At 66.8% G+C, this 25,978-nt stretch carries 24 protein-coding genes and 1 pseudogene; 11 read left to right on the forward strand and 14 right to left on the reverse strand.

Annotation, left to right across the window (positions count from 1 at the left end; genetic code table 11):
- Positions 1-50: 50 nt before the first annotated feature.
- The gene (locus tag ABN034_RS34710; RefSeq protein WP_502879130.1) at positions 51-650 is read left to right on the forward strand and encodes a circadian clock KaiB family protein; all 600 of its coding nucleotides are present in this window, start codon (positions 51-53) and stop codon (positions 648-650) included.
- A 125-nt stretch (positions 651-775) separates the two neighbouring features.
- Positions 776-1,945: a patatin-like phospholipase family protein gene (locus ABN034_RS32070; protein WP_349694712.1), complete on the forward strand. Its 1,170-nt coding sequence runs from the start codon at positions 776-778 to the stop codon at positions 1,943-1,945.
- A 408-nt stretch (positions 1,946-2,353) separates the two neighbouring features.
- On the opposite strand, the gene ABN034_RS32075 is transcribed toward ABN034_RS32070, so the two are convergent.
- Positions 2,354-2,764 (reverse strand): cupin domain-containing protein, encoded by a 411-nt coding sequence (locus ABN034_RS32075; protein ID WP_349694713.1) that lies wholly within the window; start codon positions 2,762-2,764, stop codon positions 2,354-2,356.
- A 308-nt stretch (positions 2,765-3,072) separates the two neighbouring features.
- Between ABN034_RS32075 and ABN034_RS32080 the strand changes: the two genes are divergently transcribed.
- Positions 3,073-3,330: a hypothetical protein gene (locus ABN034_RS32080; protein WP_349694714.1), complete on the forward strand. Its 258-nt coding sequence runs from the start codon at positions 3,073-3,075 to the stop codon at positions 3,328-3,330.
- 675 nt (positions 3,331-4,005) lie between these two features.
- Positions 4,006-4,194, forward strand: coding sequence for a putative signal transducing protein (locus ABN034_RS32085; protein WP_349694715.1), 189 nt, complete (start codon positions 4,006-4,008; stop codon positions 4,192-4,194).
- Between the two features lie 1,128 nt (positions 4,195-5,322).
- Here ABN034_RS32085 and ABN034_RS32090 read toward each other — a convergent pair.
- From ABN034_RS32090 to ABN034_RS32130, 9 genes and pseudogenes are all read right to left on the reverse strand, one after another.
- Positions 5,323-6,720, reverse strand: coding sequence for an LLM class flavin-dependent oxidoreductase (locus ABN034_RS32090; protein ID WP_349694716.1), 1,398 nt, complete (start codon positions 6,718-6,720; stop codon positions 5,323-5,325).
- Positions 6,672-7,475 carry an ABC transporter ATP-binding protein gene (locus ABN034_RS32095; RefSeq protein WP_349694717.1) on the reverse strand — a complete coding sequence of 268 codons (804 nt, stop codon included), beginning with the start codon at positions 7,473-7,475 and terminating at the stop codon, positions 6,672-6,674. Before ABN034_RS32095 ends, ABN034_RS32090 begins: the two co-directional genes overlap by 49 nt.
- On the reverse strand, positions 7,451-8,299 hold the full coding sequence (locus ABN034_RS32100) for an ABC transporter permease (protein WP_349694718.1): 849 nt from the start codon (positions 8,297-8,299) through the stop codon (positions 7,451-7,453). The genes ABN034_RS32095 and ABN034_RS32100 overlap by 25 nt, the downstream gene beginning before the upstream one ends.
- Positions 8,296-9,387 (reverse strand): ABC transporter substrate-binding protein, encoded by a 1,092-nt coding sequence (locus tag ABN034_RS32105; RefSeq protein ID WP_349694719.1) that lies wholly within the window; start codon positions 9,385-9,387, stop codon positions 8,296-8,298. The genes ABN034_RS32100 and ABN034_RS32105 overlap by 4 nt, the downstream gene beginning before the upstream one ends.
- A 333-nt stretch (positions 9,388-9,720) precedes the next feature.
- Positions 9,721-9,900, reverse strand: a complete 180-nt coding sequence (locus ABN034_RS32110; protein WP_349694735.1) for a hypothetical protein — start codon at positions 9,898-9,900, stop codon at positions 9,721-9,723.
- Positions 9,901-10,589: 689 nt separating this feature from the next.
- Positions 10,590-10,874: pseudogene (locus ABN034_RS32115) on the reverse strand (LLM class flavin-dependent oxidoreductase); the annotation flags it as partial.
- The gene (locus tag ABN034_RS32120; RefSeq protein WP_349694734.1) at positions 10,804-11,532 is read right to left on the reverse strand and encodes an ATP-binding cassette domain-containing protein; all 729 of its coding nucleotides are present in this window, start codon (positions 11,530-11,532) and stop codon (positions 10,804-10,806) included. The gene ABN034_RS32120 and the pseudogene ABN034_RS32115, both read right to left, overlap by 71 nt.
- A gap of 24 nt (positions 11,533-11,556) precedes the next feature.
- On the reverse strand, positions 11,557-12,429 hold the full coding sequence (locus ABN034_RS32125; RefSeq protein WP_349694720.1) for an ABC transporter ATP-binding protein: 873 nt from the start codon (positions 12,427-12,429) through the stop codon (positions 11,557-11,559).
- Between the two features lie 182 nt (positions 12,430-12,611).
- A complete protein-coding gene (locus ABN034_RS32130; protein ID WP_349694721.1) occupies positions 12,612-13,124 on the reverse strand; it encodes a flavin reductase family protein in 513 nt (170 codons plus the stop codon).
- Positions 13,125-13,641: 517 nt separating this feature from the next.
- Here ABN034_RS32130 and ABN034_RS32135 point away from each other — a divergent pair.
- The 5 genes from ABN034_RS32135 to chrA all read left to right on the forward strand — a co-directional run bounded on the left by ABN034_RS32135 (position 13,642) and on the right by chrA (position 17,505).
- Entirely contained in the window at positions 13,642-14,364 is a 723-nt protein-coding gene (locus tag ABN034_RS32135) for an LLM class flavin-dependent oxidoreductase (protein ID WP_349694722.1), read from the forward strand.
- A gap of 82 nt (positions 14,365-14,446) precedes the next feature.
- Positions 14,447-15,040: an NADPH-dependent FMN reductase gene (locus tag ABN034_RS32140; RefSeq protein WP_349694723.1), complete on the forward strand. Its 594-nt coding sequence runs from the start codon at positions 14,447-14,449 to the stop codon at positions 15,038-15,040.
- An 85-nt stretch (positions 15,041-15,125) separates the two neighbouring features.
- Entirely contained in the window at positions 15,126-15,629 is a 504-nt protein-coding gene (locus ABN034_RS32145; RefSeq protein ID WP_349694724.1) for a Chromate resistance protein ChrB, read from the forward strand.
- Positions 15,626-16,075, forward strand: coding sequence for a chromate resistance protein ChrB domain-containing protein (locus tag ABN034_RS32150; protein WP_349694725.1), 450 nt, complete (start codon positions 15,626-15,628; stop codon positions 16,073-16,075). Before ABN034_RS32145 ends, ABN034_RS32150 begins: the two co-directional genes overlap by 4 nt.
- A complete protein-coding gene (gene chrA / locus ABN034_RS32155; protein WP_349694726.1) occupies positions 16,072-17,505 on the forward strand; it encodes a chromate efflux transporter in 1,434 nt (477 codons plus the stop codon). Before ABN034_RS32150 ends, chrA begins: the two co-directional genes overlap by 4 nt.
- 358 nt (positions 17,506-17,863) lie before the next feature.
- Here chrA and ABN034_RS32160 read toward each other — a convergent pair whose 3' ends face one another.
- From ABN034_RS32160 to ABN034_RS32175, 4 genes are all read right to left on the reverse strand, one after another.
- On the reverse strand, positions 17,864-20,023 hold the full coding sequence (locus tag ABN034_RS32160; protein WP_349694727.1) for a glycosyltransferase family 2 protein: 2,160 nt from the start codon (positions 20,021-20,023) through the stop codon (positions 17,864-17,866).
- A 293-nt stretch (positions 20,024-20,316) separates the two neighbouring features.
- Positions 20,317-21,393, reverse strand: coding sequence for an LLM class flavin-dependent oxidoreductase (locus tag ABN034_RS32165; RefSeq protein WP_349694728.1), 1,077 nt, complete (start codon positions 21,391-21,393; stop codon positions 20,317-20,319).
- A gap of 923 nt (positions 21,394-22,316) precedes the next feature.
- The gene (locus ABN034_RS32170) at positions 22,317-22,823 is read right to left on the reverse strand and encodes a GNAT family N-acetyltransferase (RefSeq protein ID WP_349694729.1); all 507 of its coding nucleotides are present in this window, start codon (positions 22,821-22,823) and stop codon (positions 22,317-22,319) included.
- Between the two features lie 219 nt (positions 22,824-23,042).
- Positions 23,043-23,939: an aminoglycoside phosphotransferase family protein gene (locus ABN034_RS32175; RefSeq protein ID WP_349694730.1), complete on the reverse strand. Its 897-nt coding sequence runs from the start codon at positions 23,937-23,939 to the stop codon at positions 23,043-23,045.
- 151 nt (positions 23,940-24,090) lie between these two features.
- On the opposite strand from ABN034_RS32175, the gene ABN034_RS32180 reads away from it, so the two are divergent.
- Entirely contained in the window at positions 24,091-24,657 is a 567-nt protein-coding gene (locus ABN034_RS32180; protein ID WP_349694731.1) for a hypothetical protein, read from the forward strand.
- A 638-nt stretch (positions 24,658-25,295) separates the two neighbouring features.
- Positions 25,296-25,868 (forward strand): phosphotransferase, encoded by a 573-nt coding sequence (locus ABN034_RS32185; RefSeq protein ID WP_349694732.1) that lies wholly within the window; start codon positions 25,296-25,298, stop codon positions 25,866-25,868.
- The last annotated feature ends 110 nt before the right edge of the window (positions 25,869-25,978 follow it).

Genomic DNA, 25,978 nt, shown 5'->3' on the forward strand with positions numbered 1-25,978 from the left:
CGGAACGGAAGTCCGGCCTGTTCAGCAAACTGGACACCGTAACGGTGTTCATGGAGGCGTTGTTACCAACACCCCGGCCCTTAGCGTGTCAATCCTGTTCCGGTCTTCCCCGGATCCCAAGATCGGCTACGCCCGGGTCTCGACCGTCGATCAAGACCTCACCGCGCAGCGCGAGGCGCTCGTCGCGCTCGCGCTACCAGATCCAGATCATCGATCTCGGGCGGCAGCCCAACCACGCCGAGCATGATTACATCAGTACGGTTCCCACCGTGCTGTGGTGCGCGCCACTTCCGCCGCGTCGGGCGGTTGGCGACCTATCCGACGAGGAGCAGACGGCGGCTGCGCTCGGCCTGGGCGAACCTGGTGGGAAGGGTATCGATACCGGTTTTGGGTCGTGCGGTTTGGGCATGAACCCACTGGCTGCTGCGCCAGTCTCCGACGTCTTGTCGGAGTACCCCTCCGGTGCGCAGGCATGGGTGGAGAGCCGTGGTGGCTCCAGGATCAGGTCGTCGTTCCGGTTTCCCTCACGGTTGCGGGGCCACCACCGACCGTGCCGTCTTGAGATCGGTTCTGCGACAGCTGCTCTGGCCTTACGCCGCTGCAGGCCGCCGTCCCGGGATGTCGCGATCCTGGTCGGACTGGGTATCTGAGAACGGGGTAGATGTGCGAGGGGCGTCGGGCGGGACTGGGGGGAGTCTCCTAGTAGGAGCTGCTGAACGGCCCTACGCCGCCACAGTGCTGATTGAGCCGCGGCCGAGGCGGATGGGGGAAGAAGATGGCCGAAGCCAGGAAGGCCGACCTTGTGCTGGAAGGTGGGGGCGTCAAAGGTATTGGCCTGGTCGGAGCGCTCCACGAGCTGGACCGGGCAGGGTATGAGTTTCCGCGGGTGGCCGGCACCTCCGCAGGCGCGGTGGCCGGAGCCTTGGTGGCCGCCGGCATGCCGATGGACGAGCTGCAGAAGATCATGCTCGAGGTGGACTACCGCAAGTTCTGTGACAAGTCGCCCCTGGACCGCATTCCCGTCGTCGGCAAGAGCCTTTCAATGCTCGTCCAACGCGGCATCTACGAAGGCGATTACCTCCAGGAATGGCTGGGCCGACAGCTGGAAAAGCAGGGCGTGAAGACGTTCGCGGATTTGCAGATCGACGACCCAGACGCCACTCTGGCAGAAGACCAGCGGTTCAGCTTGGTGGTGATGGCCACCGACCTCACCTTGGGCCAGCTGGTCCGCCTGCCGTGGGACTACCGCCGGATCTACGGACTGGATCCACGGACACAGCCGGTCGTCGACGCGGTCCGCGCCTCCATGTCGATCCCGTTCTTCTTCGAACCGTTCACCCTCACCAACCCCAAAACCGGGATGGCCTCGACCCTGGTCGACGGCGGGGTACTGTCCAACTTCCCCATCGACGCCTTCGACCGTACCGACGGACAGCCCCCACGGTGGCCCACGTTCGGAATCAAGCTGTTGCCCACGCTGCCCAAAGACAACACGCAGCTGCTTCCGGTCCTCGGCCAGGGCTTCCGCAAAGTCATGACTTTCCCAAGGCCGTGGGTCCTCGGCATTCCGCAGCTACCGCCGATACGCCTGCTGACCTCCCTGGTCGCCACGACCATCGCCGGCCACGACCAGACCCGCCTCAACCTGCCCTGGGTAGATGCGCGAACCATCCGCGTCGACACCACCCCCGCCGGCATCGTCGAGTTCGACCTCGACGGCAGGCAGCTCCAGCGCCTGTACGACAACGGACGCAAGGCTGCCAAGACGTTCCTACGCCACTGGAACTGGCAGGACTACCTCACACGCTACCGCCAACCTGCCGCTGCCCCCGCCGGCCCGGTCCCGGCCGGAGTCCCGGACCAGCGGGAGCACGGTCACCCCCGTGCAGGCAAGGTGACGCCCGCTCGGAACGGACGAACCCGGCGAGCACCTCCGCAGACGTAGCGCGCCACGGTGATAATCACAGCGGAGCCGGCTGCCGCGGCGGCCGATGTCGACACCGTCCGGCAGCAACGCGAGCTGGTCCGGATGCACGGGCTCAGGAAACGACCCGGGAGCCCTGGTGATGCTCACGCCCGTCGAGTACCCCTTCTTCACGCCGGAGAAGTTGGGCGGGGAGGGCCCGTACCGAGAGATCTGCCAGCACCTCGGGCAACCCGCAACGCCGAACAGATACGGCCTCCTGCATTGCAAGAATACCGAGACCGGAGCGACCGTCCGGGGAGGCTGCTGACCCGGCCACGTCCAGCTAGCCATCTCGCAGCTTGATGAACAGCCACGGCCGCCCGTTCATAAGACGCTGACGTTGGAGGTCCACATCCACAACCTCGCTGCGAGGACCTCGGCTAGGGCTCAGGCGGGTGACCGCCGAACCCAACCGCTCTGCTTGAGCTCTTCGTCGTCTAAGAAGACGAGCATCGGCTGACCGGGAGCCATGATCATCGTCACGACGAAGCGCAGCGGGATGTCGGTGCGGTTGTTGGCGTCCTGATAGTGGATGACGTCCACGCCCGGTTCCCAGAATGCCTCGTCGGCCTTCACCACCCGCGGCGGTTCGCCCTGCACCTCGAAGACCATTTCGCCCTCCAGTATGTAGCCGAAACAAGGCCCACCGGGGTGGCGATGCGGCGGGACGCCGGGATCGCCGGGGGGATACTCGACCCGCACGGTCATCACTTGCCCGTCCGCAGCCAGAAAGGGCGGGGCGATGCTCTGAAGCTCGGTCAGTGTGGTCCGTACCTTCTCATAAGGGTCCTGCGACATCGCTTTCTCCTATCTCGCGCCAGCCGGCAGCCACTGGTCAACGTCGTCGGGGCGATGCGGGCGTTGACCCCTCGGCGGTTCGACGCCCCGGGCCGTCGACTCGCAGGCCCGTTGATCGAGTAGTCGTATTCCAGCGCCCGAGGCTGTAGATGTCACTAGCTGTGGTCGCCGGGGGCGTAGCGGTTCAAGATGCCCCCGGCGCACGCCTTGGCGCATCGCGTCGGCATACAGCTGGTCGGTCGTAGCTGCGAACGCTGGCGTCGAGGCGGGTCACTGGTCCGTCGGCGGCTGATCAACCGGCGGCTCAGGTGCTGGCTGATCCGGCTCCGGTGCTGGCTGATCCGGCTCCGGTGCTGGCTGATCCGGCTCCGGTGCTGGCTGATCCGGCTCCGGTGGTGGTGCTGGCTGATCCGGCTCCGGTGCTGGCTGATCCGGCTCCGGTGGTGGCGCCGGCTGATCCGGCTCCGGTGCTGGCTGATCCGGCTCCGGTGGTGGCGCCGGCTGATCCGGCTCCGGTGCTGGCTGATCCGGCGGTGCAGGATCTGGCCCAGGATCCGCGGGATTGATTCCAGATGGAGCCGATGTTCGGGTGAGGCTGATCGGTTCGCCGTAGGCAAATCCGGTGCTCAGCTGGAATGCCACAACTGCAATTGTCGCGATGACTGCGAGCCATCTGATTGTCGAACGCATAAGACCTCCAGCTTTGTTACGATCGTCAGGTAGCCCCCGATTTGGCGCTTCCTTGGGTCTGTCCTTTTCATTTGCCGTCCCATGAGTCTCCGTCGCACCTCGGGCGAAGGCCTCCCCGAAATGGCATAAAGGGCCTCCCTCTTAGTCAAGGTCCGGGGCATCGGCCATCCAAAAACCGCCAGTTTGGGAGCGTACATCTGTGACGTCATGAGCCGGATCACCCCGCACAGTGTGACCGGATCGATGGAGAATGACCCATTTGAGCGTTGTGCAAATATGCCCGGGGGGCCGTGGGTCCTCGGCGTTCCGCAGCCGCCGCCGGCGCTGGGTGGTGGGCCTGCGTGTCGTCGCGAATGTTGGCCCGGGTCGGGGGAGGGAGGTGACATTGTGAACGAAGTTCAGGAGGAACTGAGGCCCCAGGAGAGCCGAGTTGGTCGGTCCACTCCGGAGAGCTCCTCCAGCAGACCCATGCCTGGTACCGGAGGTGCTCACTCCGCGTTCACCGAAGGTGTCGCGCATGGCTGAGTTGGTCCGGACAGACGACCCTCGGCGTGATCTGGGTCATCGACAAGCTGCTTGGCGGGGCCGACATCCCGTACGAGGTCACCGACCGCAATATGAGTGTCCTCGAGGGCTCGATCAGCGCGATCCAGATCAGGATCCTGGTGCCGGACGAGCACGAGGCAGACGCCCGCGAACTGCTCATCTACGCCGACCTCGGCAATTGGCCGCGTCCCTAGTCTCCGCCGCACGCGAACAGCAGTGCCGGGATCAGCCGCTGTTCGCCACGGCGACGCGTTTGCAGGCCGCGATCAGCCTGTTGGCGGCGGTCTCCCCGCCTGGCCCCATTCCGATCACGATCGCATCGAACCGCTCGCTGATGACTACGGGATGCCCCAGTCATGAGCCACACCTCCACGCCCAAGGGTGGTCTGCCGCGCGGAGGACAGACCTTGACGAGGACGGAGAAGGCCCCATGGCCTGGCTGGATCGGAAGTTTCGCCTGCCATTGCCGCCTCGTCACGGAAGTGGGACACCTAGTCAGCCGTCGGCACACCTGGCAGGCAAATGTAGTTCGTCGGCGCGTGACACCGGTCATGACACCAAACGGGGTCACGTAAAGCACGCTCAGTACAACCAGTCACCACCTACTGCACGCGAATGCCCAGGTAGAGCGTGTGATGCATCCGAAGTAGGCCCCTCTTAATCCGCGGGTTCGGGGTTCGAGTCCCTGGCGGCGCACCCGTTCTGACCTGGGCAAACGCCCAGGTCGTTTCATTTGGCCAGATGATCGTGACACCGATCGGCTATCTTTCGGTGTCATGGCTAGGTCGAGCAGACCCCGCAAGCGGCAGCGTGGGTCCATCGACGTGCTCCCTAGCGGCGCCCTTCGAGTGCGCGTGTTCGCTGGCCGCGACCCGCTGACTGGGCGCCGACACAGCCTCACCGAAATCATCGATCCGGGTCCGCGGGCGGCCGACCTCGCCGAGCGGGCGAGGACACGATTGCTCAACCAGGTCGACGAACGGCGGAATCCGAAGACGAACGCAACCCTGGATCAGCTCCTTGACAAGCACCTGGACCTGATCGATGTCGAGGGAACGACGTTGCGGACCTGCCGCGGGTACGTCGACATGCACATCCCACCGCTCGTCGGCTCCATCAAGGTGGGCGCCTTCGACGCCGATCTGCTGGACTCCTTCTACGCCGCGCTCCGCCGGTGCCGAGCGCACTGCGGTCACCGCCCCGGTACGTCAGCGTCCATGCGTACACTCCCGCGCTCACCGCCATGCCCTCGAGGATGCGCTCAGGGCTCGACTGGTGGGCATCGCTTCGTTGTCGTTCACACGCCAGAGAGTGGGAGCGGTTCAGGTCGTCGCGGGCAGCGGGTGGGCCTGCCTGGACAGGCGGTTGGCGGGCCGGGTCAGGCCGTAGTGGTCGCGCAGTGTCCTCCCGATGTACTCGTGACGGAAGAGCCCGCGCTTACGCAGGATCGGCACCACGTGATCGACGAACTCCTCCAGGCCTGACGGCAACACCGCGGGCATGACGTTGAAGCCGTCGGCCGCACCGCCAGCCGCCCAGTCCTGCAGGGCGTCGGCGACCTGCTCGGGCGTACCGCTGAACGTCCGGTGTCCCCGTCCACCGCCGAGCCGCCCGATCAACTGCCGCACGGTCAGACGTTCCCGCCGGGCCAGCGTGACGATCAGCGTGTACCGGCTCTTGGCCCCCTCGATCTCATCCTCTGCAGGTAGGTCGGCCGGCAGCTCGCGGTCGAGCGGCAGGTCCTCGGGGGCGACGCGGAGGGTTCGGGCGAGCTGAGCCCGGGCGTACTCCGGCACGATCAGCCGGTCCAGCTCCTCCTCCCGGGCCAGCGCCTCGGCCTCGGTAGACCCCAGGATGGGGACGACCCCCGGAAGGACCCTCACGCCATCGGGATCCCGCCCTGCCTGGGCGACCCGATACTTGATGTCGGCGTAGAACGCCTGGGCGTCGGCCAGGGTCTGCTGCGCGGTGAAGATCGCCTCGGCGTACGTCGCGGCGAACTCCTTGCCATCCTCGGACGAACCCGCCTGGACGAGCACGGGATACGCTTGCGGCGACCGCGGGATGTTCAGCGGTCCTTGCACCCGGAACGCTGCGCCGGCGTGGTCGATCCGCTGCACACGGGTGGAGTCGCCCCAGACTCCGCGGTCCTTGTCGGCGAGGATCGCGTCGTCGTCCCAGCTGTCCCACAGCTTCTGCGCTGCGTCGACGAACTCCGCCGCACGCTCGTAGCGGTCCCGGTGACTCGGCATCTCGTCGAGGCCGAAGTTGCGGGCCGCGTCGACCGACGCGGTGGTGACGATGTTCCACCCGGCCCGCCCACCGCTCACGTGGTCGACCGACGCGAACCGCCGCGCCAGATTGAACGGATCGTTGTAGGTCGTCGACGCCGTCGCGATCAGCCCGATCCTGGTGGTGACCGCGGCGATCGAGGTCAACAGCACGGTCGGTTCGAGCGAGCCCGACGGCCGGCGTCCCACGTCGGGAAAGAGCGCGGGACTGTCAGCGAAGAACACCGAGTCGAACCTTCCACGCTCGGCTATTCGAGCGAGATTCTGGTAGTGGGTGACGTTGGTGTTGGCGTACGGATCGCTCGACGGCAGTCGCCACGACGCCTCGTGGTGCCCGGTGCTCATGAGAAACGCGTTCAGATGAAGGGGTTTCGGCGTACTCATCGGCTGGCCCCCACGCTCTGTTCGACCGTCCGAAAGTCGACGCATGGGTCGATGCCGAGCCGGGAAAGCAGGTAGCGCCGCAGTTCGGCGAACCGCGGGTCCGTGGGGTCCCGGGGTGAGTCGAGATCGACCTCGACCTCGACACCGATCCGGCCGGCATCGATGATGAGGATGCGGTCGGCCAGCACGATCGCCTCGTCCACGTCGTGCGTCACCAGCAGGACAGCGGGCTTGTGCCGGTCGCACAGCTGCCGGAGCAACCCGTGCATCCGGATCCGGGTGAGGGCGTCCAAGCTGCCGAAGGGCTCGTCGGCAAGGAGTAGTTCGGGTTCTCGGACGAGCGACCGGGCCAGTGCGACGCGCTGCTGCTCCCCGCCGGACAACTGGTTCGGCCAGGCCCGCTCCCTGCCCGCGAGTCCCACCTCGGCGAGGCTCTCCCGCCCGTGTGCGAGGGCGTCGGGTCCGCTCAGACCGAGAACCACGTTGTCGAGAACGCGTTGCCACGGCAGCAGCCGGGAGTCCTGGAAGACGACGGAGAGCCTGCTAGGGGCGTCGATCTCGCCGGACCCCGCGACGTCGTAGTCGAGTCCGGCGAGTGCCCTTAGCAAGGTGCTCTTGCCGGAGCCACTGCGACCGAGCAGGGCGACGAACTCTCCGCCCCCGATGGAGAGGTCGAGTCCGGCGAGGATCTGTCTGTCGCCGAACCGGCGTACGAGGTCGTGTACGCGTACGACCGACTCGGCGCCGCGGGCGGTCTGCGTCCCGGCGCGCTCTGTCAGTCCGCGAGCGTGCGTCGCCATGACAACGCCCTCCTCTGCACGAGCCGGACAGCGCCGTCGGACAGCAGGCCGAGGACGCCATACAATACAAGGCCGACGATGATGATCTCGGTCTGGCCGTACGTACGAGCGAGTTCCATCATGTAGCCGATTCCGCTGGTGGCGTTGATCTGCTCGACAACTACCAGCGACAGCCACGCCCCGACGACGGCAAAACGCAGGCCGAGCAGGAATCCGGGCAGTGCGCCTGGCAGTACGACGCGGTGGATGAACGCGACGTAGCCCAGGCCCACGGTCTCTGCAAGCTCGACGTAGCGGCTGTCGATGCTGCGCAGGCCGTTGTGGGTGTGGATGTAGACCGGAACGAACACACCCAGTGTGATCGTCGTGACCTTCATCGTCTCGCCGATGCCGAACCACAGGATGAGCAATGGCAGCAGCGCGAGCGAGGGGATCGCGCGTTTGATCTGGATCGGGCCGTCCAGCACCGCCTCGCCCCACCGGCTGAGCCCGGAGATCAGGGCGAGCACGGCGCCGGCGGCGATTCCGATGGCGAGGCCGAGGAAGGCCCGCTGGGTGGAGACGGCAAGGTTGGACTGGAGCCGACCATCGGCCATCAGCTCTCCCGCCGTCGTCACGACGGTCCAGGGTGCGGAGAGGATCCGTGGATCAATCAGGCCGGCAACCGAACCCGCCGACCACATCGCCAGCAGTAGCGCCGGGCCGACCACCAGACCGAACCGGATCGGCCGTCCAGGACCGAGCTTGTGCCGTCCGCGTAGCCGCGAGGCCGGACCGGATTCGACCTCCGCGGCCCGCGCCGGCCTGGTCAGTGTCGTTGTCACGGTGCTTCACCTCCTCCTGACGCATCGTCCGCGATCACGTCGGCGGCCACGGACTCGAACCGCCAGTCGTAGAGATCCTTGGCGTCGATGACGTCGTTGCCGGTTTCCTTGGCAAGCAGGTCGATGGTGTTCTGGTGCCGCGCGGCGACGTCGGTCCAGTCGCCGGGGATGTCGAGCTCTCCGGCGGCATCGATGAGGTACTCCCCGTCCTCCGCGGACAGGCCTTGGTCCTTGACGTAGTAGCCCTCGATCCATTCCTGAGGGTGCTCGTGGATCCAGACCTGCGCTCGGGCCCAGTGCTGGACGTACTCCTGGATCGCGGCCGCCTTGGCGGAATCGGCAAGGCTCGATGTCAGGGTGTAGAGATGGCTGGGGTCGTCGCGCAAGCCGTGCGGGATCGCCGTGGCCCCGTCCTTGCCGTATTTCGCGAGGTACCGCTTGACGTTGACACCCCCGATGGGTGCTACGTCGACCTGGCCGTTGGCAAGGGCGTTCGGATAGACGTCCCCGGTGCTCGGCAGCTCGATCGGTTCGACATCAGTCTTGGCCAGCCCAGCCTTCGCGAGGACCCGAAGGATCAGCGCGCCCTGAGCCTGACCCGGGCTGTAAGCGATCTTCTTGCCACGCAGGTCGTCAATGCTGTCGACCATGACACCAGGTGCCACACCGAGCTGGTAGATCGGATGGTGCACCGGGTCCTTGCGGAACTGTGCCGCCACGATCCGGACGTCGAGTCCGGTCCATGTCGCGTGGATCGGCGGGATGTCTGCCACGGCGCCGATGTCAAGTGCACCTGCGCGGAACGCCTCGGTGGTCTGCGGACCGCCGGAGATGTTGGCCCACTCGATCTCGAACGAGACCCTCTCACTCTCACCCGAGAGCTCCATGGCTACTTTCGTGGCCGGGTCTCCGACGATCAGCTTGGTGCCCTCGGGAACGGATGCGGCAAGCGGTTTGGTGAGTGCCGCGTTCTCGGCTTTCGGCTCGGCTGCGCCTGGACCACAGGCGCCGAGGGACGCCAGGCCAGCAAGCAGAGCGGCAACGACGGCAGCACGTCGCGCACTGGGCGAAGAATGTCGTACGAACATGTGGTGTCACTCCTTTGAAACCGGATCTCTGGCTGCTTGACCGTGGTGCTCGTCGCCTCACGCGGAGCTCGTCGCATCAGATGCTGGCAACGAGAAACGCAGGCAGAGCTGAGCTTCCGCGAGAGAAGCGGAGATTCCGGGAGAGAAGCGGGGGTTGGTACGCGTGCAGGAGACGCTGGCGTGCGTCAGCAGTGACACACGGCGCTGGCAACCCGCATCTGGTCGACCTCGCGCCTCTCCGTCAGCAGGAGCAGCGTAAACATGGTGCCGAGATTACCTACTTCTCCCATATGATTACTAGATAATCCGATGGGTGAGACGGAATCCTCGGCCTCAGCCGGACTCCGCCCACGTCTTCGCCAGCAGGTCGTACGAACGCAGCCGGTCGGCATGGTCATGGGTGATCGTGGTGATGAGCAGCTCGTCCGCAGCCGTCGCCCGCTGGAGCACTTGCAGCTTCTCGACAACGGTCGCGGGCGAGCCGACGAACTGGGTGGCGACCCGGTCTGCCACCAACCACCAGGGCGCGCTCGTCGTCGGTCCAGGCGTACAACGCGGCCTCGGCTGGCGACGGGAACGCCATCGCGCCGTAGCCGCTGCGGATCGACAGCACCCAGCGGGCGTAGGGACTGGCGAGCTCTGCGGCCCACAGTGTCGTCGTCGGCCACCACGATGTCGGCGGAGACCATGACGTACGGAGTCGCCAGCGTAGCCGAGGGCTGGAACGCCTCGCGGTAGGCCGCGACGGACTCGAGGACGGCGGCCGAAGCGTGGTAGTTGGCGGTGTAGGGCAGTCCTAGCTCACCGGCCGCCCGTGCACTCGGTCCCGCGCTCGAGCCGAGGACCCACAGGGCGAGGTCGGCGCCTTCGGCTGTTGGTGCATGGAGCTCGGTGTCGTCGACCGAGCGGTAGTCACCGCAGAGGAACGCCGCGATGTCGCACAGTTGGGCGACATGGCCATCGCCATCGGCGTCGCGGATCCCCAGCAATCTGGCCTGGATCTGCAACGGGCCGGGATCGAACCTGACGTGGGGTGGCGGTGGCAGCAGAAGTCCGTCGACGACCGAGTACGCATCGGGCCGGTGGCGCTGCCCGGCAATCGGTTCGACCCGCGCCCGTGCGAGGCGTTGCTTCAGTCGGCGCGCGCTCGACCTGGCCAGACCGAGGTCGATCCGGCCGGGATGAAAGTGCGCGATCGTCCCGAACTGCTCGACGGCCTGGAGCGGTGTGGTCGCGCCCAGCAGAACCGCGCCGGAGCCGACCCTGATCTGGTTCGTCCGCTCGGCGATGAGGGCGACCAGCACAGCCGGCGCTGCCGCCGCGACTCCGGGGGCCAGGTGGTGCTCGGCGACCCAGTAACGGCGGTAGCCGAAAGCCTCCGCCCGTCGCGCGAGATCGAGGGAGTTGGCAAGCGCGTCAGCTGCCGTACCGTTCGAGGGCACGGGTGAGAGGTCGAGGACCGACAGGGGCGTCCTGTTCGCGGGCATCCTCCGTGCGTCTGCCGGAAATCGCGTCGAGCTGCTCACGCGTGTATGGGTCCTGCGGCTGGATGAAGATCTCGTCGACGGTGCCGATCTCCACGAGCTTTCCGTGGCGCATCAAACCCACGCGGTCGCAGATCTGGCGTGCGACGGCCAGATCATGAGAGATGAAGAGGTACGACAGGAAGAGCTCGTCCTGCAGTCGGACAAGGAGTTCCAGAATCTGCCTCTGCTCTGAGATGTCGAGCGCCGAAACGGGTTCGTCCAGGACGACCAGTTCGGGTTCGAGAGCGAGCGCCCGGGCGATCGCCACCCGTTGCCGCTGCCCGCCGGAGAGTTCGGCGGGACGGCGGTCGAGCACTGTGGCCGGCAGGGCCACCTGGTCGAGCAGCTCGCCGACCCGCTGACGTCGGGCCTGCCGGTCGCCGGTCCCGTACGCCCGCAGCGGCTCCGCGACGATCTGCCCGATCCGCTTCCCAGCGTCGAGCGAGGCGTACGGGTCCTGGTAGACGAGCTGCATCCGTCGCCGGAGCCGGCGCAGCTCGGTGCCCTGCAGGCGCAGAATGTCCTCACCGTCGAATAGCACCTGCCCGGAGGTCGCGCCCTCGGGTCGGAGTAGAAGCCGAGCGGTAGTGGTCTTCCCCGAGCCGGACTCCCCTACCAGGCCGAACGTCTCCCTCTTCCTGACCTAGAAGCTCACGCCGTCAACCGCACGGACAGTTCGCGCGCGCCCGGGCAGGGGGAACTCCTTGCTGAGCGCGGTGACCTGCACGAGGTCGCCGTCTCGCGTCACGGAATCGGGCGCGACGTTGAGGGCGAAGCCAGCGCTGCACCGCGCGTGGTAGCGGCGGTCCAGCGGGACCGCGCGGGTGATCGGCACCATCCGGGCTCTCGTGAGGCTGGGGGCCGCCTCGATGAGCGCCCGGGTGTACGGATGCCGCGGTGAGTCCTGGATCTGCGCCGTGGTGCCCGTCTCGACCACCCGCCCACCCCGCATGACCACGATCCGCTGCGCCCGGTCCGCCGCTACCCCAAGGTCATGGGTGATGAACAGCGACGCCGTCCCGAGCGCTCGGCACAGCTCGTCCAGTTGGCCGAGCACCCTGCGCTGGACCGTCACGTCGAGCGCACTGGTGGGTTCGTCGGCGATGACAAGCTGCGGCCGGCAGGCCAGGGCGATGCCGATCAGGACCCGCTGGCGCATGCCGCCAGAGACTTCGTGCGGATACTGCCGTGCGCGTACGCCTGGATCGGAAAGCCCTGCCTGGGCGATGACCTCGACCGCCCGCGCGGCAGCGTCCCGCCTCGTGGCCTGCCCGTGCCGCCGGAGCACCTTGGCCACCTGGTCGCCGATCCGGCGTACCGGATTGAGGGACACTCCTGGATCCTGTGGGATCAGTCCGATCCGGGCGCCACGGATGGTCCGCATCCTCCGGTCCAAACAGCCGGCGATGTCGCTGCCAGCGAGCCGGATCTGCCCTCGATCAAGGACACCGCCGCGCGGCAGCAGGCCGACGACGGCGTGTGCCATGGTCGACTTGCCCGAGCCGGACTCCCCCACGACGGCGACGATCTCGCGGGAGCGACTGTCAAGCTGAGGTTGCGTACGGCAGGTATCTCCTGCCCACGCAGGCGATACGACACGTCGAGGTCACGGATCTCCAGCAGCGGGAGGGCGCCACTCACCCGCGCGCTCCCGTCAGCACGTGCGCAGCATCCATCATGACTCCTCTCAGGGGGGTGTCAGCCGGAACCCAGGTTGGTGACCGTGCTGTAGGCGCCCGCGTGGTAGACGAGGGGTGAGTGCGGACGGGTTGCAATGTCGGTGATTTCGGCGACCACTAGGTGGTGGTCGCCGACCGGGAAGCGCGCTTCGACCCGGCCACGCAGGTACCCCGCGGCGTCGTCCAGCATGGGTTCACCAGTCGGGAGCCGGGACCACCTCGTCGGGGCGGCGAACCGGTCGATGCCACTGGTCGCGAACCGGTCCGCCAGTGTGCGCTGCTCGGCATCGAGGAAGTTGACGACGATGCCCTCGGCGACGGCGATGGCCGGCCAGCTCGATGCCGCGGTCGACAACGCGAACGACACCAGCGGCGGTCGCAGCGAGATGGAGGCGAGCGACGTGGCCGTGAAGCCGACCGGGCCGAAGCCTGCATCCGCCGTGACGACGACGACACCGGCGGCGTAGCGGCGGAAGACCGCGCGGTAGAGATCGGGGGTGATGCCCGTAGGAACTTCCACAGAGCTGGTCAAGACGACACCTCCTGGGCGGCCGCCAGCTCCGCGGCACGAGACGGATGGGCACCTCTCGTGCCGCGGAGGTCGCGAAGGGGCGGATGGGTACGCGGAAGGTCGACGCTGACCCCCGTGTGAACGCAAGCGGAGAACCCGCATCCGGCGGACCAGATTGCCGTGTCACGTGGCGTCAACCGCGGAAGCACTGGCAGACGTCGGAGTCAGCCGGTGTCAGCAACACCGGCCACTGGCCACGCGCATCTGGTCGATGACGCGGCGGGTTGTGAGAATGAATCCCCGACACATAATCCCTACTATCGCTGTAGGAGATTGCGCCGACCAGGGTCGTCCCATGCATTGGACACGCCTGGCCGAAAAGTCCATTGGCGGCCACCGCCGGGAATGCTGGTCCAGATTCTCTAGTTGCCCTATGTGATTTGTGTCCATAGCGTGGCCTCGCCATGGGCCCCATGCCTACGACCGAGCCAGGACGACCGCGACCGAGAACATGCGTACGACCGAGAAGGAGGCGAAGATGCCCGTCGAGTTCCTCGGCATCGCCGGTACCAACGACGGGTCGGAGACCGCAGCCCGCTCCGGCCCGAGCTTCCAGATCGTCAAGCAGGCCTGGACGAGCCACGAGCCGTTCGACCACGGGGGCACCCACTATCGGTTCGCCGACTTCGCGAACGACGTTTTCCCCGTCCGGCAACCCAGGCCGCGCGTCTCGTTCGGCGGTTCGTCACCAGCGGCCTACGCGGCGGGTGCTTCCGAGGCCGACATCTACTGTTTGTGGGGCGAGCCGTTGCTGCAGACCGCGGAGCCGATCGAGTCGGTCAAGGCGGCCGCCCGGGCCGCGGGACGCTGCGACGTACCGAAGTTCCAGGTCGCGTTCCGCCCGATCATCGCGCCGATCGAGGAACTAGCCTGGGACAAGGCGTACCGGATCGTCGACGCGATCACGTCCCGTACCGCCGGAGGAACCCGACCACTCACCCGCCGGCACCGGTTGACCGGTCCCGAGAACTCCGGGTCACAGCGGCTGCTCTCGGTCGCCGAACAGGGCGAGCGGTTCGATCGGGCACTGTGGACCCGGACGGCGGCCGTCACCTGCGGCGCGGGGAACTCCAACGCCCTGGTCGGTACGCCCGAGGTGGTCACCCAGGCCCTGCTCGACTACTACGACCTCGGCGTCGAGATCATCTCGGCCGGGGATACGACATCTTGGGTGACGCCATCGACTTCGGCCGGTACGTGATTCCGATCGTCCGTGAAGAGGTCGCCAAGCGCGATGCCGAACGCGAGCACGACCGGCTCGCCGAGACGGTCGGGAGGCCGTGATGACCCACCAGCCCAGTGCCGCATTCGACGGCTCGAACCCCGGGATCGTCGTCGTGTGCGGCAACCCGAAGTCACAGTCGCGGACTCTCACGGTCGCCCAACGACTCGCCGGACGACTGTCCGAACGACTCCCCGGACTGCTCGCCGAACGACTTACCGACGAAGCGGACCTTGCCGGATCGGCAACCATCGACCTGGCCACGTTGGGTGGCGCGGTGATCGACGGCAGCCCGGACGTGGACGAGGCACTCGCGACCGCCAGATCGGCGCGGGTGCTCGTGGTGGCGACACCGATCTACAAAGCCAGCTACACAGGGCTGCTCAAGGCGTTCCTCGACCGGTTCGGCGGCGGCGCGCTCACGGGGATCATCGCCGTACCGCTGACCGTGTCAGCTTCCCCTATCCACCGCCTCGCCGTCGACGTCCATCTACGGCCCTTGCTGGTAGAACTCGGCGCGAGCGTGCCCACCAGGGCTCTCGCGATCGAGGAGAGCCAGCTGGCGGCGATCCACGACGCCGTCGAGTCGTGGATCGCGTCGGAGGCACCGCTCATAGGCGACGTACTCCCGGGTCTCGCCGCGGTGCGCGCGTAGGCCGTTGGCACCGCACGTCCTACAGCCTTGCTCGCCCCTGCAGGGGCCTCTCGCCAGGCCATGCAACCATGGTTACACTACCTCCATGGATGTCGGGCAATGGGTGCTGCTCTGTTACCACCTGCCGCGGGAGCCGTCGACGCCGAGGATCACCGTGTGGCGCAAGCTGAAGCGCCTCGGGGTCGCCCAGCTCGGTGATGGCCTGGTCGCGCTGCCCGCGGATGCACGGACCCGGGAGCAGCTCGAATGGATCGCCGAGGAGATCGTCGAGGCCGGTGGCGACGCGGGCATCTGGCTGGCGCATCCGGCCACCGCAGGGCAGGAGCGAGCCCTCGCCACCGGTTTGGCCGGGGCAAGGGCGGCGGAGTATGCCGCCATCGCTGCTGAAGCCCAACGCGCCTCTGACCTCGGTGAGGCGGCACGGCGCCGCACCGCGAAGAAACTCCAGGCCGAGCTGCGTCGAATCAGCCGGCGCGACTATTACCCACCCCCAGAACGAGAAACCGCGCACCGCGCAGTCCGCACTCTCCTGGAGCACGTGCCCACCCTCCCCTCACCGCGAGCCGCAGCCGGGCGAACGGCGCGATGAGGTGGGCGACACGCGCTGGCGTGCACATCGACCGTGCCGCCTGCGCCTGGCTGATCAGCCGGTTCATCGATCCCGCCGCCGAGTTCGCCTTCGTCACCGACCCAGCTGAGGTACCACCGGGTGCCACCGGCTTCGACATGCGGTCGGTGGACCTGTCACACCACACTCGCCCAGACGGAAGCGGCGTCGACTGCAGCTTCGAGACAATCCTTCGCCACTACGGCCTCACCGACCCGGTGCTGTGGCGCATCGCGGCCATCGTCCACGAAGCCGACCTCGACGACGACACCTACGACGCCCCCGAAGCTCCCGGACTCGACGTCGTCCTGCGCGGCCTGTCGATGACCTGTGACGACCACCGGGTGGTCGAGCTCACCCGCCCGATGTTCGACGGCCTGTACGAGTACTACCGGCGAGCCACCCTGCTCGGAAGGGAACCCTCGTGAATCCTGCAGCCGATGAGTCCGCGGCCGAGTCACCCGGCCACCGATCGGACACCGGCGAACACGTGGACGCGCCGCGGACCGTCCGAGACGTTGTGCCGTTCGCCTCGGCCGTCCGCACCTGGTTCGCGATCTCCCTCCAGACCTTCGGCGGGCCGGCCGGGCAGATTGCTGTCATGCAGCGCACCCTCGTCGACGAGAAGCGATGGATCGGCCAGCGCCGGTTCCTGCATGCGCTCAACTACTGCATGCTGCTCCCAGGCCCCGAAGCCCAGCAGCTGGCCATCTACATCGGCTGGCTGCTCAACGGCATCAGAGGCGGCCTGGTCGCCGGCACCCTCTTCGTCCTCCCAGGTGTCGTCGCCCTGCTCGTCCTCTCCGGCATCTACGTCGCCTACGGCGACACGGCCGCAGTCACCGCGATATTCGCCGGCCTCGCACCCGCCGTCCTCGCCGTCGTCGCCCAGGCGGTCTGGCGGGTCGGCCGGCGATCACTCGGACACCCCGCCCTGGTGGCGATCGCCATCGCCGCCTTTCTCGCCCTGGCCGTGTTCGGTGTCCCGTTCCCCATCGTCATCGCGGCAGCCGCTGCCGCTGGCTGGCTCCTCCACAAGTTCAACCCAGCCGTGTTCACCGCCAGTTCAGACAATGGTGCCGCCAACGGTGAACCACCGCTGATCCCCGACGACGCGTTGCACACCGAAGCCCCCACAGCCGGCCGGGCCGCGCGGGTCCTCGCCATCGGTGTGGTGGCATGGGGGCTGCCGATGCTGCTGGTGGTCCTCCTCACCGGCGCTCAGAGCGTCTTCACCACGCAGGGACTCTTCTTCTCCGGCACCGCACTCGTGACCTTCGGTGGCGCCTACGCCGTCCTCGCCTACGTCGCCCAGCGCGCCGTTGAGGTCTACGGTTGGCTCGGCCCTGGCGAGATGGTCCGCGGCCTCGCGCTCGCCGAAACCACCCCGGGCCCGCTGATCATGGTCGTCCAGTTCGTCGCATTCCTCGGCGCCTACCGCGACCCCGGCACCCTCAACCCCTGGATCGCCGGCCTGAGCGGCGCCCTGCTCACCACCTGGGTGACCTTCGTTCCCTGCTTCCTGTTCATCTTCCTCGGCGCGCCGTATGTCGAACGGCTCCGGAACAACCACACCATCTCCGCCGCACTCTCCGGCATCACCGCCGCAGTCGTCGGCGTCATCGCCAACCTCGCCCTCTACTTCGCGATCCACACCCTGTTCACCGCGACCGGCAACGCGTCCTGGGGGCCCGTCCACCTCGAGGTACCTGACCTCGCCAGCCTGAATCCGATACCCGCCGCCCTCACAGTCGTCGCACTCGTCCTCATCTTCCGACTGCGCTGGTCAGTTCTACGCACCCTCGGCACCTGCGCCCTCTTCGGCCTCCTCGCCACAGCCGCGGGCTCGATGGCGTGAAATCGGGTATCGGCCGACGTCGCGACTGGCCGCTGCCGAGCATTCACCCGTGGGCCACCGAAAAGCTCTGCACGAGAGCCGCCTGCTTGGGCAGGATGTCGGCTCACGACTGATGTATCCCGGCGGCGCATGCTCGCCGGTGCCCTGGGCGGCGCCGCCGCTCCTCCACTACGATCCGTCGCCCACGATGGCAAGCCGACGGTCATCTGCGCCCTCCACGACCGCACGCTGGCCGCCCGATTCGCCGACCACTCCATCGCCTCGAGACCGGCCGTGTCGTGGGCGGACAGGTCGAGGATGCGCTGGCTCTCGCGCGGTGTGACGACCAGGATATGGCTGGCAAAAGCCCTGGCAAGCCTCATGTGCGACCTCTACGAGACACGGGCGGGAGGCCCAGCGTTTTGCGAACTCGGCGCGCCAGCCGGCGCCTGGTCCGCAGGAAGCGCGCCATCAGCTCGGCATGACCGGTGAGGAAACCGTCGGGGTCTCCAGGCGGGGCGAGCACGTCGACCACCGGCATGCCGGCATCTTCGGGAACAGTCAGCGTGGCAGTGAGGCCGATGAAACCGGCATCAATCGTCGCAGCGGACAGGCTCGCCGTACCGTCGCCCGCACGCGCCGGTGTCGCCGATGTCGGCGGTGTCGCCGGCTTCGTGGTCGTCCCGGCGAGCCGGATCGCCACCGAGTAGCGGCCGGGGTCAAGCCGATCAGTAACCTTCACCGTCAGCGTGGAGTTGCTCGCGCCCCCCGCGACGGCCGACGAGAGCTCCGCGGGCAGGTCGATGGTCCTGTCCGTGCCCTCGTGCAGCAGTCTCATGACCGCACCAGACCGTGCCTGTGTGGTGAGTATGCGCAGCGGGAGTGTGACCACGAAGCCCGGGTGCGGGCCTACCAGTACAGGCTCGGCGGGCACGAGCATGTCCCGTTTCACGGTGCACTGCTCGCCGACCTCGATCGAGAGATTCCCGCGGTCGGTCCAGTGTGGCGTCACCATCCGTGCTGGTTCGCCGACGATCGCGGGTATGCAACGCTCGGCCGCCTTGACGGTCTTCACGGCACCGATCCTCGCGTCCTTTGTCCAGCCGCAGCAGGAGATCCGAGCGACGACATCCCAGATGCCGCTGGATAGAGGCGTGGAGGCGACGACAGAAGGGATGTCGATGTGGGCCTCGCACGTCACAACCGGACGGAACGTTTCTCCGCTTACGGGCTCGGTGTCAGTGCTGTCGGTCATGGTGGCCGCGTAGGCCCGAACATCGGACGCGCCGACCGGGTATCGCGCGATGGCGGAGGTCGCCGGCACGAAGTGCTCGGCTGAGGTGGACTTCGCCCGGAGAACCACATCGACCTTCGTCTGGGCCAGCCGCATCGTGCTGTCGAGGTCGTCCGGGGACAGGGCCGCGAGCGCCTCGGCGGTGAGCGGTGGCGTCAGGAGGTCGCGGCCGCCCCGATGGGTGAAGGTCATCGGCTCACCGGTGGTGCGCAGCTCAGCGGTGACGGCGAACTGAAGAGCCCCGTCGTGCCAGCCCAGATCGTCGAGGCGGACGTGATTGTGGATGTCCTCCTCCCACTCCGCCAAACGGATCAGGTCGTCGAGGCGGCCCGCCTGGACGAGGCGGCTGACGATACGTTGCGCGGGTGCCATACCCGCGGCCACGCCAGGGGCGAAGCGCTCGGCGGAGAGGCGGTGGACCTCATCGAACAGCGCGCGCCGGTCGACCTCCGGCATCCGTAGCAGCCGGCTACCGCGCAGACGCTCGATCATCTCCACGCGGTACCACCGGCGGTGAAGCTTGTCGCGCAGCGGGCCAGGCTCGGTGTTGGCCTCGACGATGTCGAGCGCTTCGCTGAGGTTGGCGAAGTACTTTCTCCAGTCGATCTGCTGGTAGGCGGCGTTGCTGGAGTCGTCGCGACGTACGTGGTAGTAGCAGATGTAGTTGCTGAGCACCGAGACTTTCTGCGCCGCGAAATATGCCGCCGTGACGAAGACGTGGTCTTCCAGGCGGCGCCGGCCTTCGGGGAACCTCAACCCGTGCGCGTCGAGGAACGCCTTGCGGAACATCTTGTGCGGGGTGAGGCTGTCGATCAGCGGCGTCTTGCCGAGAGTCGCGTCGGGGTGATTCTTGCGGAACAGCTCGCGTGGGACGCCTCTGCCCTTGCCAGCCATCTTGCCGACGACGACGTCGGAGCCGTGCTCCTTGGCGTACTTATACATGCGCTCCAGGGCTTCGTCGCCGAGATAGTCGTCGTTGTCGACAAAGAAGACGTACTCCCCACACGCGTGGGCAACGCCGACGTTGCGAGGCTTGCCCGACCACCCAGAGTTCCCCTGGTGGATGACGCGCATGTGCGGGTGCTCGGCGGCGAGAGCGTCAAGCCGGGCCGGGCTGTCATCGGTCGAGCCGTCGTCGACGAAGATCGCCTCGAACTCCTCCGGCGGGAGGCTCTGGCGCAGCAGCGAGTCGATGCAATCCTGCAGGTAGGGCCCCGGATTGTAGACCGGAATGACGACCGTCACCTTGACGCCTGTCGACGGAGCGTTACCTGTCGCGGGACTCGGGGTGGGATCGCCCGACGATCCAGGGCCGGCATGCGCAGACGAACTGTTTGTCGCCGCTGCCGAAAGTGTCATGTGTACCCCTTGGTTTGTGTCGATCTGGGTGTGTCGATCCACGGCGGCCAGGCTGCACGTGACGAACAGCACAGGTATCCGGGCGGGTCAGTCGGCGCAGTGCCAGTCAGGGCCATAACCAGCTCGCCTGCTGCCGCCGCTGGCGGCGCATGGCGTGGCACCCCTCCCGCCTGCCGCCGTCAGGCGACTGCACGGTCGTTCAATCGGCTCAGCAACAGATCGCCGATTCTGACGACCTCCTGCTTGTAGGGAGTGTCCGAGAGGATGAAGTGGGTGAGGCCCAGCTCCTGGTACTTGCGCAGTGCGTCTGCGACGTCGGTGGGTGAGCCGACCAGCCAGGTGGTACCAGCTCCACCGCCTCCGAACTTGCCTGGCGCCGTGTAGAGGCAGGAGTCGAGCACCTCGCCCCGCGCGGCGAGGGCGATGAGGCGTTGCTGGCCAACCGCCTGGCGCCGCAGGCTGTCGGTAGGGGACACCCGCTGTTCGTCGGACATCTTGGCGACCTTCGCCTCAGCATCGCGCCACGCTTCCTCAGTGGTGTCACGCACCAACGTGGTGATCCGTAGCCCGTACTCGAGGGGGGCGTGCGTACGCCCGAGCGACTGGCTCAGCCCCCTGAGCCGGTCGATCCGCTCGGCAATTCCGGCGAGCGGCTCGCCCCAGAAGAGCTGGACGTCCGCCTCAGCGGCCGACACCCGCTCGGCCGCGGCGGAGGCGCCGCCGAAGTAGAGGCGCGGGTGTTTGCGTTGCCCGATGCGAAACGGGCGCGGGGCAACCGTGGACCCGTCAACGGTGAAGTAGTCGCCCTTGAACGTGACGTTCTCCTCGGTCCACAGGAGCCGGACGAGCTGAAGAAACTCCTTGGTCCGGGCGTAGCGGTGGCTCTGGTCGCCCTCGGTGTCGCCGTAGGCGGCGAGATTGTCGCGGCCGCTGACGATGTTGACAAGGAGGCGTCCGCCGCTGAGCTGGTCGAGGGTGGCCGCAGCGCTGGCGAAATGTGCAGGCTGCCAGTAGCCGGGCCGGATCGCCACGAGCGGCTTGAACGTTCTGGTGCGGGCGGCCAGGGAGGTGGCGACGGTGAAGGTGTCGGGGCGGCCCCAGCCGGTGCCGATCAGAGCGCCTCCCCAGCCGTGCTCCTCGGCTGCGCGAGCGAGCTTGGTGGAGAAGTCAAGGGTTCCCCACCCGTCCTTCGTGTCGTCGCCCCGGTGCCCCGGCTCGACAGTGTTCGGGATGTACCACAGGAACTCGAGGCTCATTTCGTCCCTTCGCCGGGATCGCGACTACAAGCTATCCTACTTACTCGATCGGGTTAGTAGATAATAGGCATCTGCAGGCCATCAGATCCAGCGTCGCTACGTGGCGGAATATGCAGAGGATGGCGCGAGGGAGCTATACACCTCGGCACCGCCGACACTGACGCCGTTGCGATCTAGTCGCCATGTGGCCCGGGCAACCAACGCCTACCAACCGGGCCTTCTCCCGCTTCTATGACGTGGCAGCCGTTGTCGAGCGAGCGCTGTCCTCTGGCATCCTGACCATCGGCGGGGCCGCCAGAACGCTGTGTACCGGCTGCGGGCGGCTGTAGACTGCCCATCCTCCGCAGCCACGTCCCACCAGCCCGCCACTGGCGTGCCGGGTAGTCAGCTTGTCAGCGTTGCTCCGCTCACCGACGTGCCCGCCGCCCGCAAGCGCGTGACACCGGTTGTGACACCAACCAGTGTCGTGCAAGTCACGCTCAGTAAGCAAGTCACGGCTCTGCACGCGGATGCCCAGGTAGAGCGCATGATCTACCCGACGTAGGCCCCTCTCAATCCGCAGGTTCGAGTTCGAGTCCCTGGCGGCGCGCCCGCAAACCGGCTGGTCAAGCGAGGCGTCTCCGGTTCGGTCCGCCACGGCCGGCCCTCCCGAGCAGCAAGGCGGGCAACTCCTCGGCCACCTGCAGCCCCTAGCTGGCGGAGGCCACCTGAACTGGCAGCTTGGAAACGTATGTCTACGGCGCTCGCGATCTTCGGTGCGAACGACATGCTGGAACGGCCTGGACTAACCTCTGGTCGTCCTCGGCTAATTGCCCGGCGGTACGGGGCCGGTGACCACTGCCTTGACCTTCCACCCGCGTCCATCGACGTCCGTCGCGATGGCGCTAAGGCAAGGACCCCCGAGTCCGCGGCGTCCCCGCGCATCAGTCGGTCAGGTCCTTGCGGAGCAGTACGCAAGTCGTCTCGATTCGAGTGACAGTACCGTCGGCAAGCTCGTCGTCCCACGAGCTGACCTTGTTGCCATACGCGACATAGCCAAGCCGCTCATATAGCAAGCTTGCGCGAGGATTGTCTTCCTCCACATCGACCTCGGTCCGGCGCAACCCGCGGGCCCGGATACGGCGCTCGCACTCGCGGATCAGCGCCGACCCGATACCGCACGACCGCAATGGCTCGAGCACGGCGAACTGCCACAACACGCCGGCACCCGGAATGTGCTCGTAGTCGACACCACACTTACCGATCACCTGACCAGACGGCAGACAGGCCACTAGGTAATCCGCCACCCCCGCCCGCACCCGAGCCAACTGGTCGACAAGCTGCTTCACGTGTCCTGGCGTCCCGGACCATCCCATCCCTGATAGGTCGCCGTTGTGCATGTCGCGAATCGCCACGTCAAGTGTCATCAGGACGGGTGTGGTCGTCGGCATCGCCGGATGCTAGCAACCGCGGGTGAGGAATATCAGTGCCGCGTCGCCGCCTGTTTGCCCACATCCTGATACCGCACTGCGCCGAGCGTCCGCGCCTGAGGCTTCACCTGGGGCACGCGGAGAGCACGCGACTCATTGACTCCTCGGACCCTCGGTGCGCTCACGATGTCGCGGCGATGCTCATGTTGTCGCTACATGAGGCGAGTGGTCCATGCCGTCTCACCGCGCTGCTGCGTCGGTGAGTATCTCTTGAAAGAGCGCTTGGCATTCGGTGACGAAGGCGGGCCAGGTCCGCCCGTAGTACAAGATGATGGCGATCGCCCAGGCACGAGCACGGGTCCAGGTCAGGTCGTCGAGGTTCAGGGTGTTCCAGTAGGCCTGTCGTGCCTCCGGCGGCAGGCCCCAGACGGTGGCGTGCTCGGCGTCGGGGTGACCGACCGTGAGGCTTCCAAAGTCAATGACAGCATGCAGCATGCCGTCCCGCGCTAACAGGTTGCTGGGTCTGAGGTCACCGTGGAGCCACACGTACTGTCCGCATGGCTCGGGAAGGGCCAGAGCGGCTCGCCACAACTGCTCCAACGTCTCAACGTCCAGCTGGGATCCCAGAGTGGTTCGGCACTCGTCAAAGCAGCTGCTAACCCACTCGAGTTCCTGCAAGTAGCCACCGCGGTACCAGCTGAGGTCGCCTGTGCGAGTTGATCCCATCAGGTCGATGCTGTGCAACTCCCGAACGAACCCTGCCAGGTCCGCGCCCAACCTTGCCCAGTCTCGCACGCTGTCTGCGCCGACAAACTCACCGTCTATCCAGCGGTAGATCGACCAGACGAGCGGGAACGTGCTGGTAGGGGTTCCGGCGTAGACCGGCTCAGGGACCGAGTAGGCAAGCAGGGGCGCCAGGCGAGGGAGCCACTCCTGCTCCTTCTGCACCGAGCGGGCGTTGTCGGCGGTTCTTGGAAGCCGCACGACCAGCTCGTCGCCGAGCCGGTACATGACGTTCTCCTTGCCCGCGCCCGCTGCGGCCAATGGCAGATCAGCCCACTCAGGGCGTTGTTCCCTCAGGAGCGCCCGGACAACAGTGTCGTCGACCGCGACCTCGTTCTCGTAAAGCACCACCATGGAGAGTCTCCCCTTCGTAGAGCATGGGCAGCCAACGGTTTTCGGTCAGGCAGTCATGATGAGCCGCTGCTATCGCTCAATGCCGACGGGTTGACGGAGTGGCTCCCCAAGTCAACCTTCGAATGCTTCGTGGCGGGCCTAGGATGCGTGCGTGGCGACCAAGTGGCTGATCGGGACGGCACTGGTTCTCGTTCTGATCGGTGGCTGCCCAGCTACCACGGATCTGGAAGGTGCACGGGACCTGTCCTGGCGGAACGGCCGGCGCGCACAAGCCAGCATCCAGGCTGTGGGAGAGGCGGTGGCCGACGAGTTCGGCGAGTCTGCGAAGGAGGCACCCGGTGGCCCGCTTTCGCGAGGCTACGTCGGCACCGCGCTCGACGACGCGGCAAGGAGTCTTGTGATTGTCGTCGATCCAGCGATGGTCGATGTGGAGCGGCTCGCCAGCAAGCTGACTGCGGCGTCCGGGCCCGGCGGTGTGGCCGTTCGAGTCGAGGCAACGAAGGTCAGCATCGCCGACTTGCTCGCCGCGGAGGAAGTATTGCGTGCACGAGATTGGCATCCGAATGCCTCAACAGTTGGTATGTCATTCGGCCTTGACCCCGCGGCATGTCGGTACGAGGTCACTCTCAGTAGGACTCACGAGGACGTTGCTCTTGCCCTCAAGGACCGGCTAGGCGAGCTCGTCGACATCCGCTGGGGAACGCCGCAACGGCGGTGAGGTGTAGGGCGTCGTGGACACCGGGGGCGACCTCGATGCAGGTGCCATTGGAAGTGGAATAGCTGGACTCGCGTGAGCGAGAACGGCTGACCGCACGGCGGCATCAGGATGCGACGCCGTCCGCGAACTGCCAGCCGCGTACCAGAGGGATAGCGGCGTCGCGTACGCCGGCCTGTCGGCGGCACTGGCTGCCCAAGACCATCCTGAGGCCGCCGCCTCACCGGGCCCTTAGCGATGGCGCGGGCACGAAATAGGCTGCCCGTCACGTGGCGGGGAGGGTGGACGATGCGGCAGAAGATCGACACGGAGCCGATCCGTGAGCCCTGAGGAGGGTACGGGGCACGAGTGGGGATCGAGGCTCTGGCGCGACGCCGCCGAGAACTGGGCTCATCTGCAGCTCGACCGGCTTGGTTTCCGTCCAGCCGGCGATGTCCGACCTGTCAGACCAGCGCTGGTCGTGGGTTTGGCGCATTCCGACGAATCGGGGCGACGTGCTGCTCAAGCAAACGACGAGTGCCAGGGACGTCGAAGGATCCGTTCACGCATTCTGTGCCGACGCCGCGCCCGAATACGTGGACCGGCCGCTCGCTTACGATCCTGAGGCAGCGCGCATCCTGTTCACTGACGGTGGGCCCACGATGGGAGAGGCGGGTCAGTCGCCAGAAGGTCCTACTCCCGAAGCCATCGCCTCGATGGTTACCGCCTACGCCCACCTGCAGCACGCCACTATCGGCCGTCAACGCCAAGCCGAGGCAGCCGGCCTACCGGCTTGGGATCCGGCCGGTGCGGCCCATGAGGCCGAGCAACTGGCCGGCATCCTGCATGCGCTGCGCAGATCGGACCCACGCCGCATCACCGCCCTGCAAAAGCATCTGCTGCTCACGAACCTCGACGCTCTCGCTGAGTCCGGGACAGTCCTCGTCAACTCGCCCATCCCGTCCTGCGTCGACCACGGCGATCTCTGGCCAGGCAACGTCCTGATCGCCCGTACCGCCGGCGGCCACCACCGCTTCATCGACTTCGGCGATGCTGCCTGGACCCATCCGTTCCTGTCCCTCATGGCGCCGCTCTTCGAATGTCACCGTCGATGGTCACTGCCAGGTCCTTTCAGCGACAGTCTCAACCATCCTTCGCTGCAGATGATCATCGACGCATACCTTCAGGCCTGGAGTGACTACGCCAGCCTCCCGGAACTAAGAGCCTGTTCCTGAACCTGGTTCTCTGGTGTGAGCTTCGTCTCTGTTGATCATGGTGGCCGTGTCTTCGCTGGTAATGGAAGGAACTCCTGGTAGATCGAGCGGTGCTTGAAGTCGCCGATATA

The sequence above is a fragment of the Actinopolymorpha sp. B11F2 genome (assembly GCF_040195635.1).
GTDB lineage: Bacteria > Actinomycetota > Actinomycetes > Propionibacteriales > Actinopolymorphaceae > Thermasporomyces.

Coding starts and splice junctions, on each gene's coding strand:
- ABN034_RS34710 (WP_502879130.1), top strand. CDS start 51: ATGGAGGCGTTGTTACCAACACCCCGGCCCTTAGCGTGTCAATCCTGT.
- ABN034_RS32170 (WP_349694729.1), bottom strand. CDS start 22,823: ATGCCGACGACCACACCCGTCCTGATGACACTTGACGTGGCGATTCGC.
- ABN034_RS32075 (WP_349694713.1), bottom strand. CDS start 2,764: ATGTCGCAGGACCCTTATGAGAAGGTACGGACCACACTGACCGAGCTT.
- ABN034_RS32185 (WP_349694732.1), top strand. CDS start 25,296: ATGGGAGAGGCGGGTCAGTCGCCAGAAGGTCCTACTCCCGAAGCCATC.
- ABN034_RS32165 (WP_349694728.1), bottom strand. CDS start 21,393: ATGAGCCTCGAGTTCCTGTGGTACATCCCGAACACTGTCGAGCCGGGG.
- ABN034_RS32105 (WP_349694719.1), bottom strand. CDS start 9,387: ATGTTCGTACGACATTCTTCGCCCAGTGCGCGACGTGCTGCCGTCGTT.
- ABN034_RS32175 (WP_349694730.1), bottom strand. CDS start 23,939: ATGGTGGTGCTTTACGAGAACGAGGTCGCGGTCGACGACACTGTTGTC.
- ABN034_RS32070 (WP_349694712.1), top strand. CDS start 776: ATGGCCGAAGCCAGGAAGGCCGACCTTGTGCTGGAAGGTGGGGGCGTC.
- ABN034_RS32140 (WP_349694723.1), top strand. CDS start 14,447: ATGACCCACCAGCCCAGTGCCGCATTCGACGGCTCGAACCCCGGGATC.
- ABN034_RS32145 (WP_349694724.1), top strand. CDS start 15,126: ATGGATGTCGGGCAATGGGTGCTGCTCTGTTACCACCTGCCGCGGGAG.
- ABN034_RS32135 (WP_349694722.1), top strand. CDS start 13,642: ATGCCCGTCGAGTTCCTCGGCATCGCCGGTACCAACGACGGGTCGGAG.
- ABN034_RS32095 (WP_349694717.1), bottom strand. CDS start 7,475: ATGGCGACGCACGCTCGCGGACTGACAGAGCGCGCCGGGACGCAGACC.
- ABN034_RS32090 (WP_349694716.1), bottom strand. CDS start 6,720: ATGCGTCGACTTTCGGACGGTCGAACAGAGCGTGGGGGCCAGCCGATG.
- ABN034_RS32150 (WP_349694725.1), top strand. CDS start 15,626: ATGAGGTGGGCGACACGCGCTGGCGTGCACATCGACCGTGCCGCCTGC.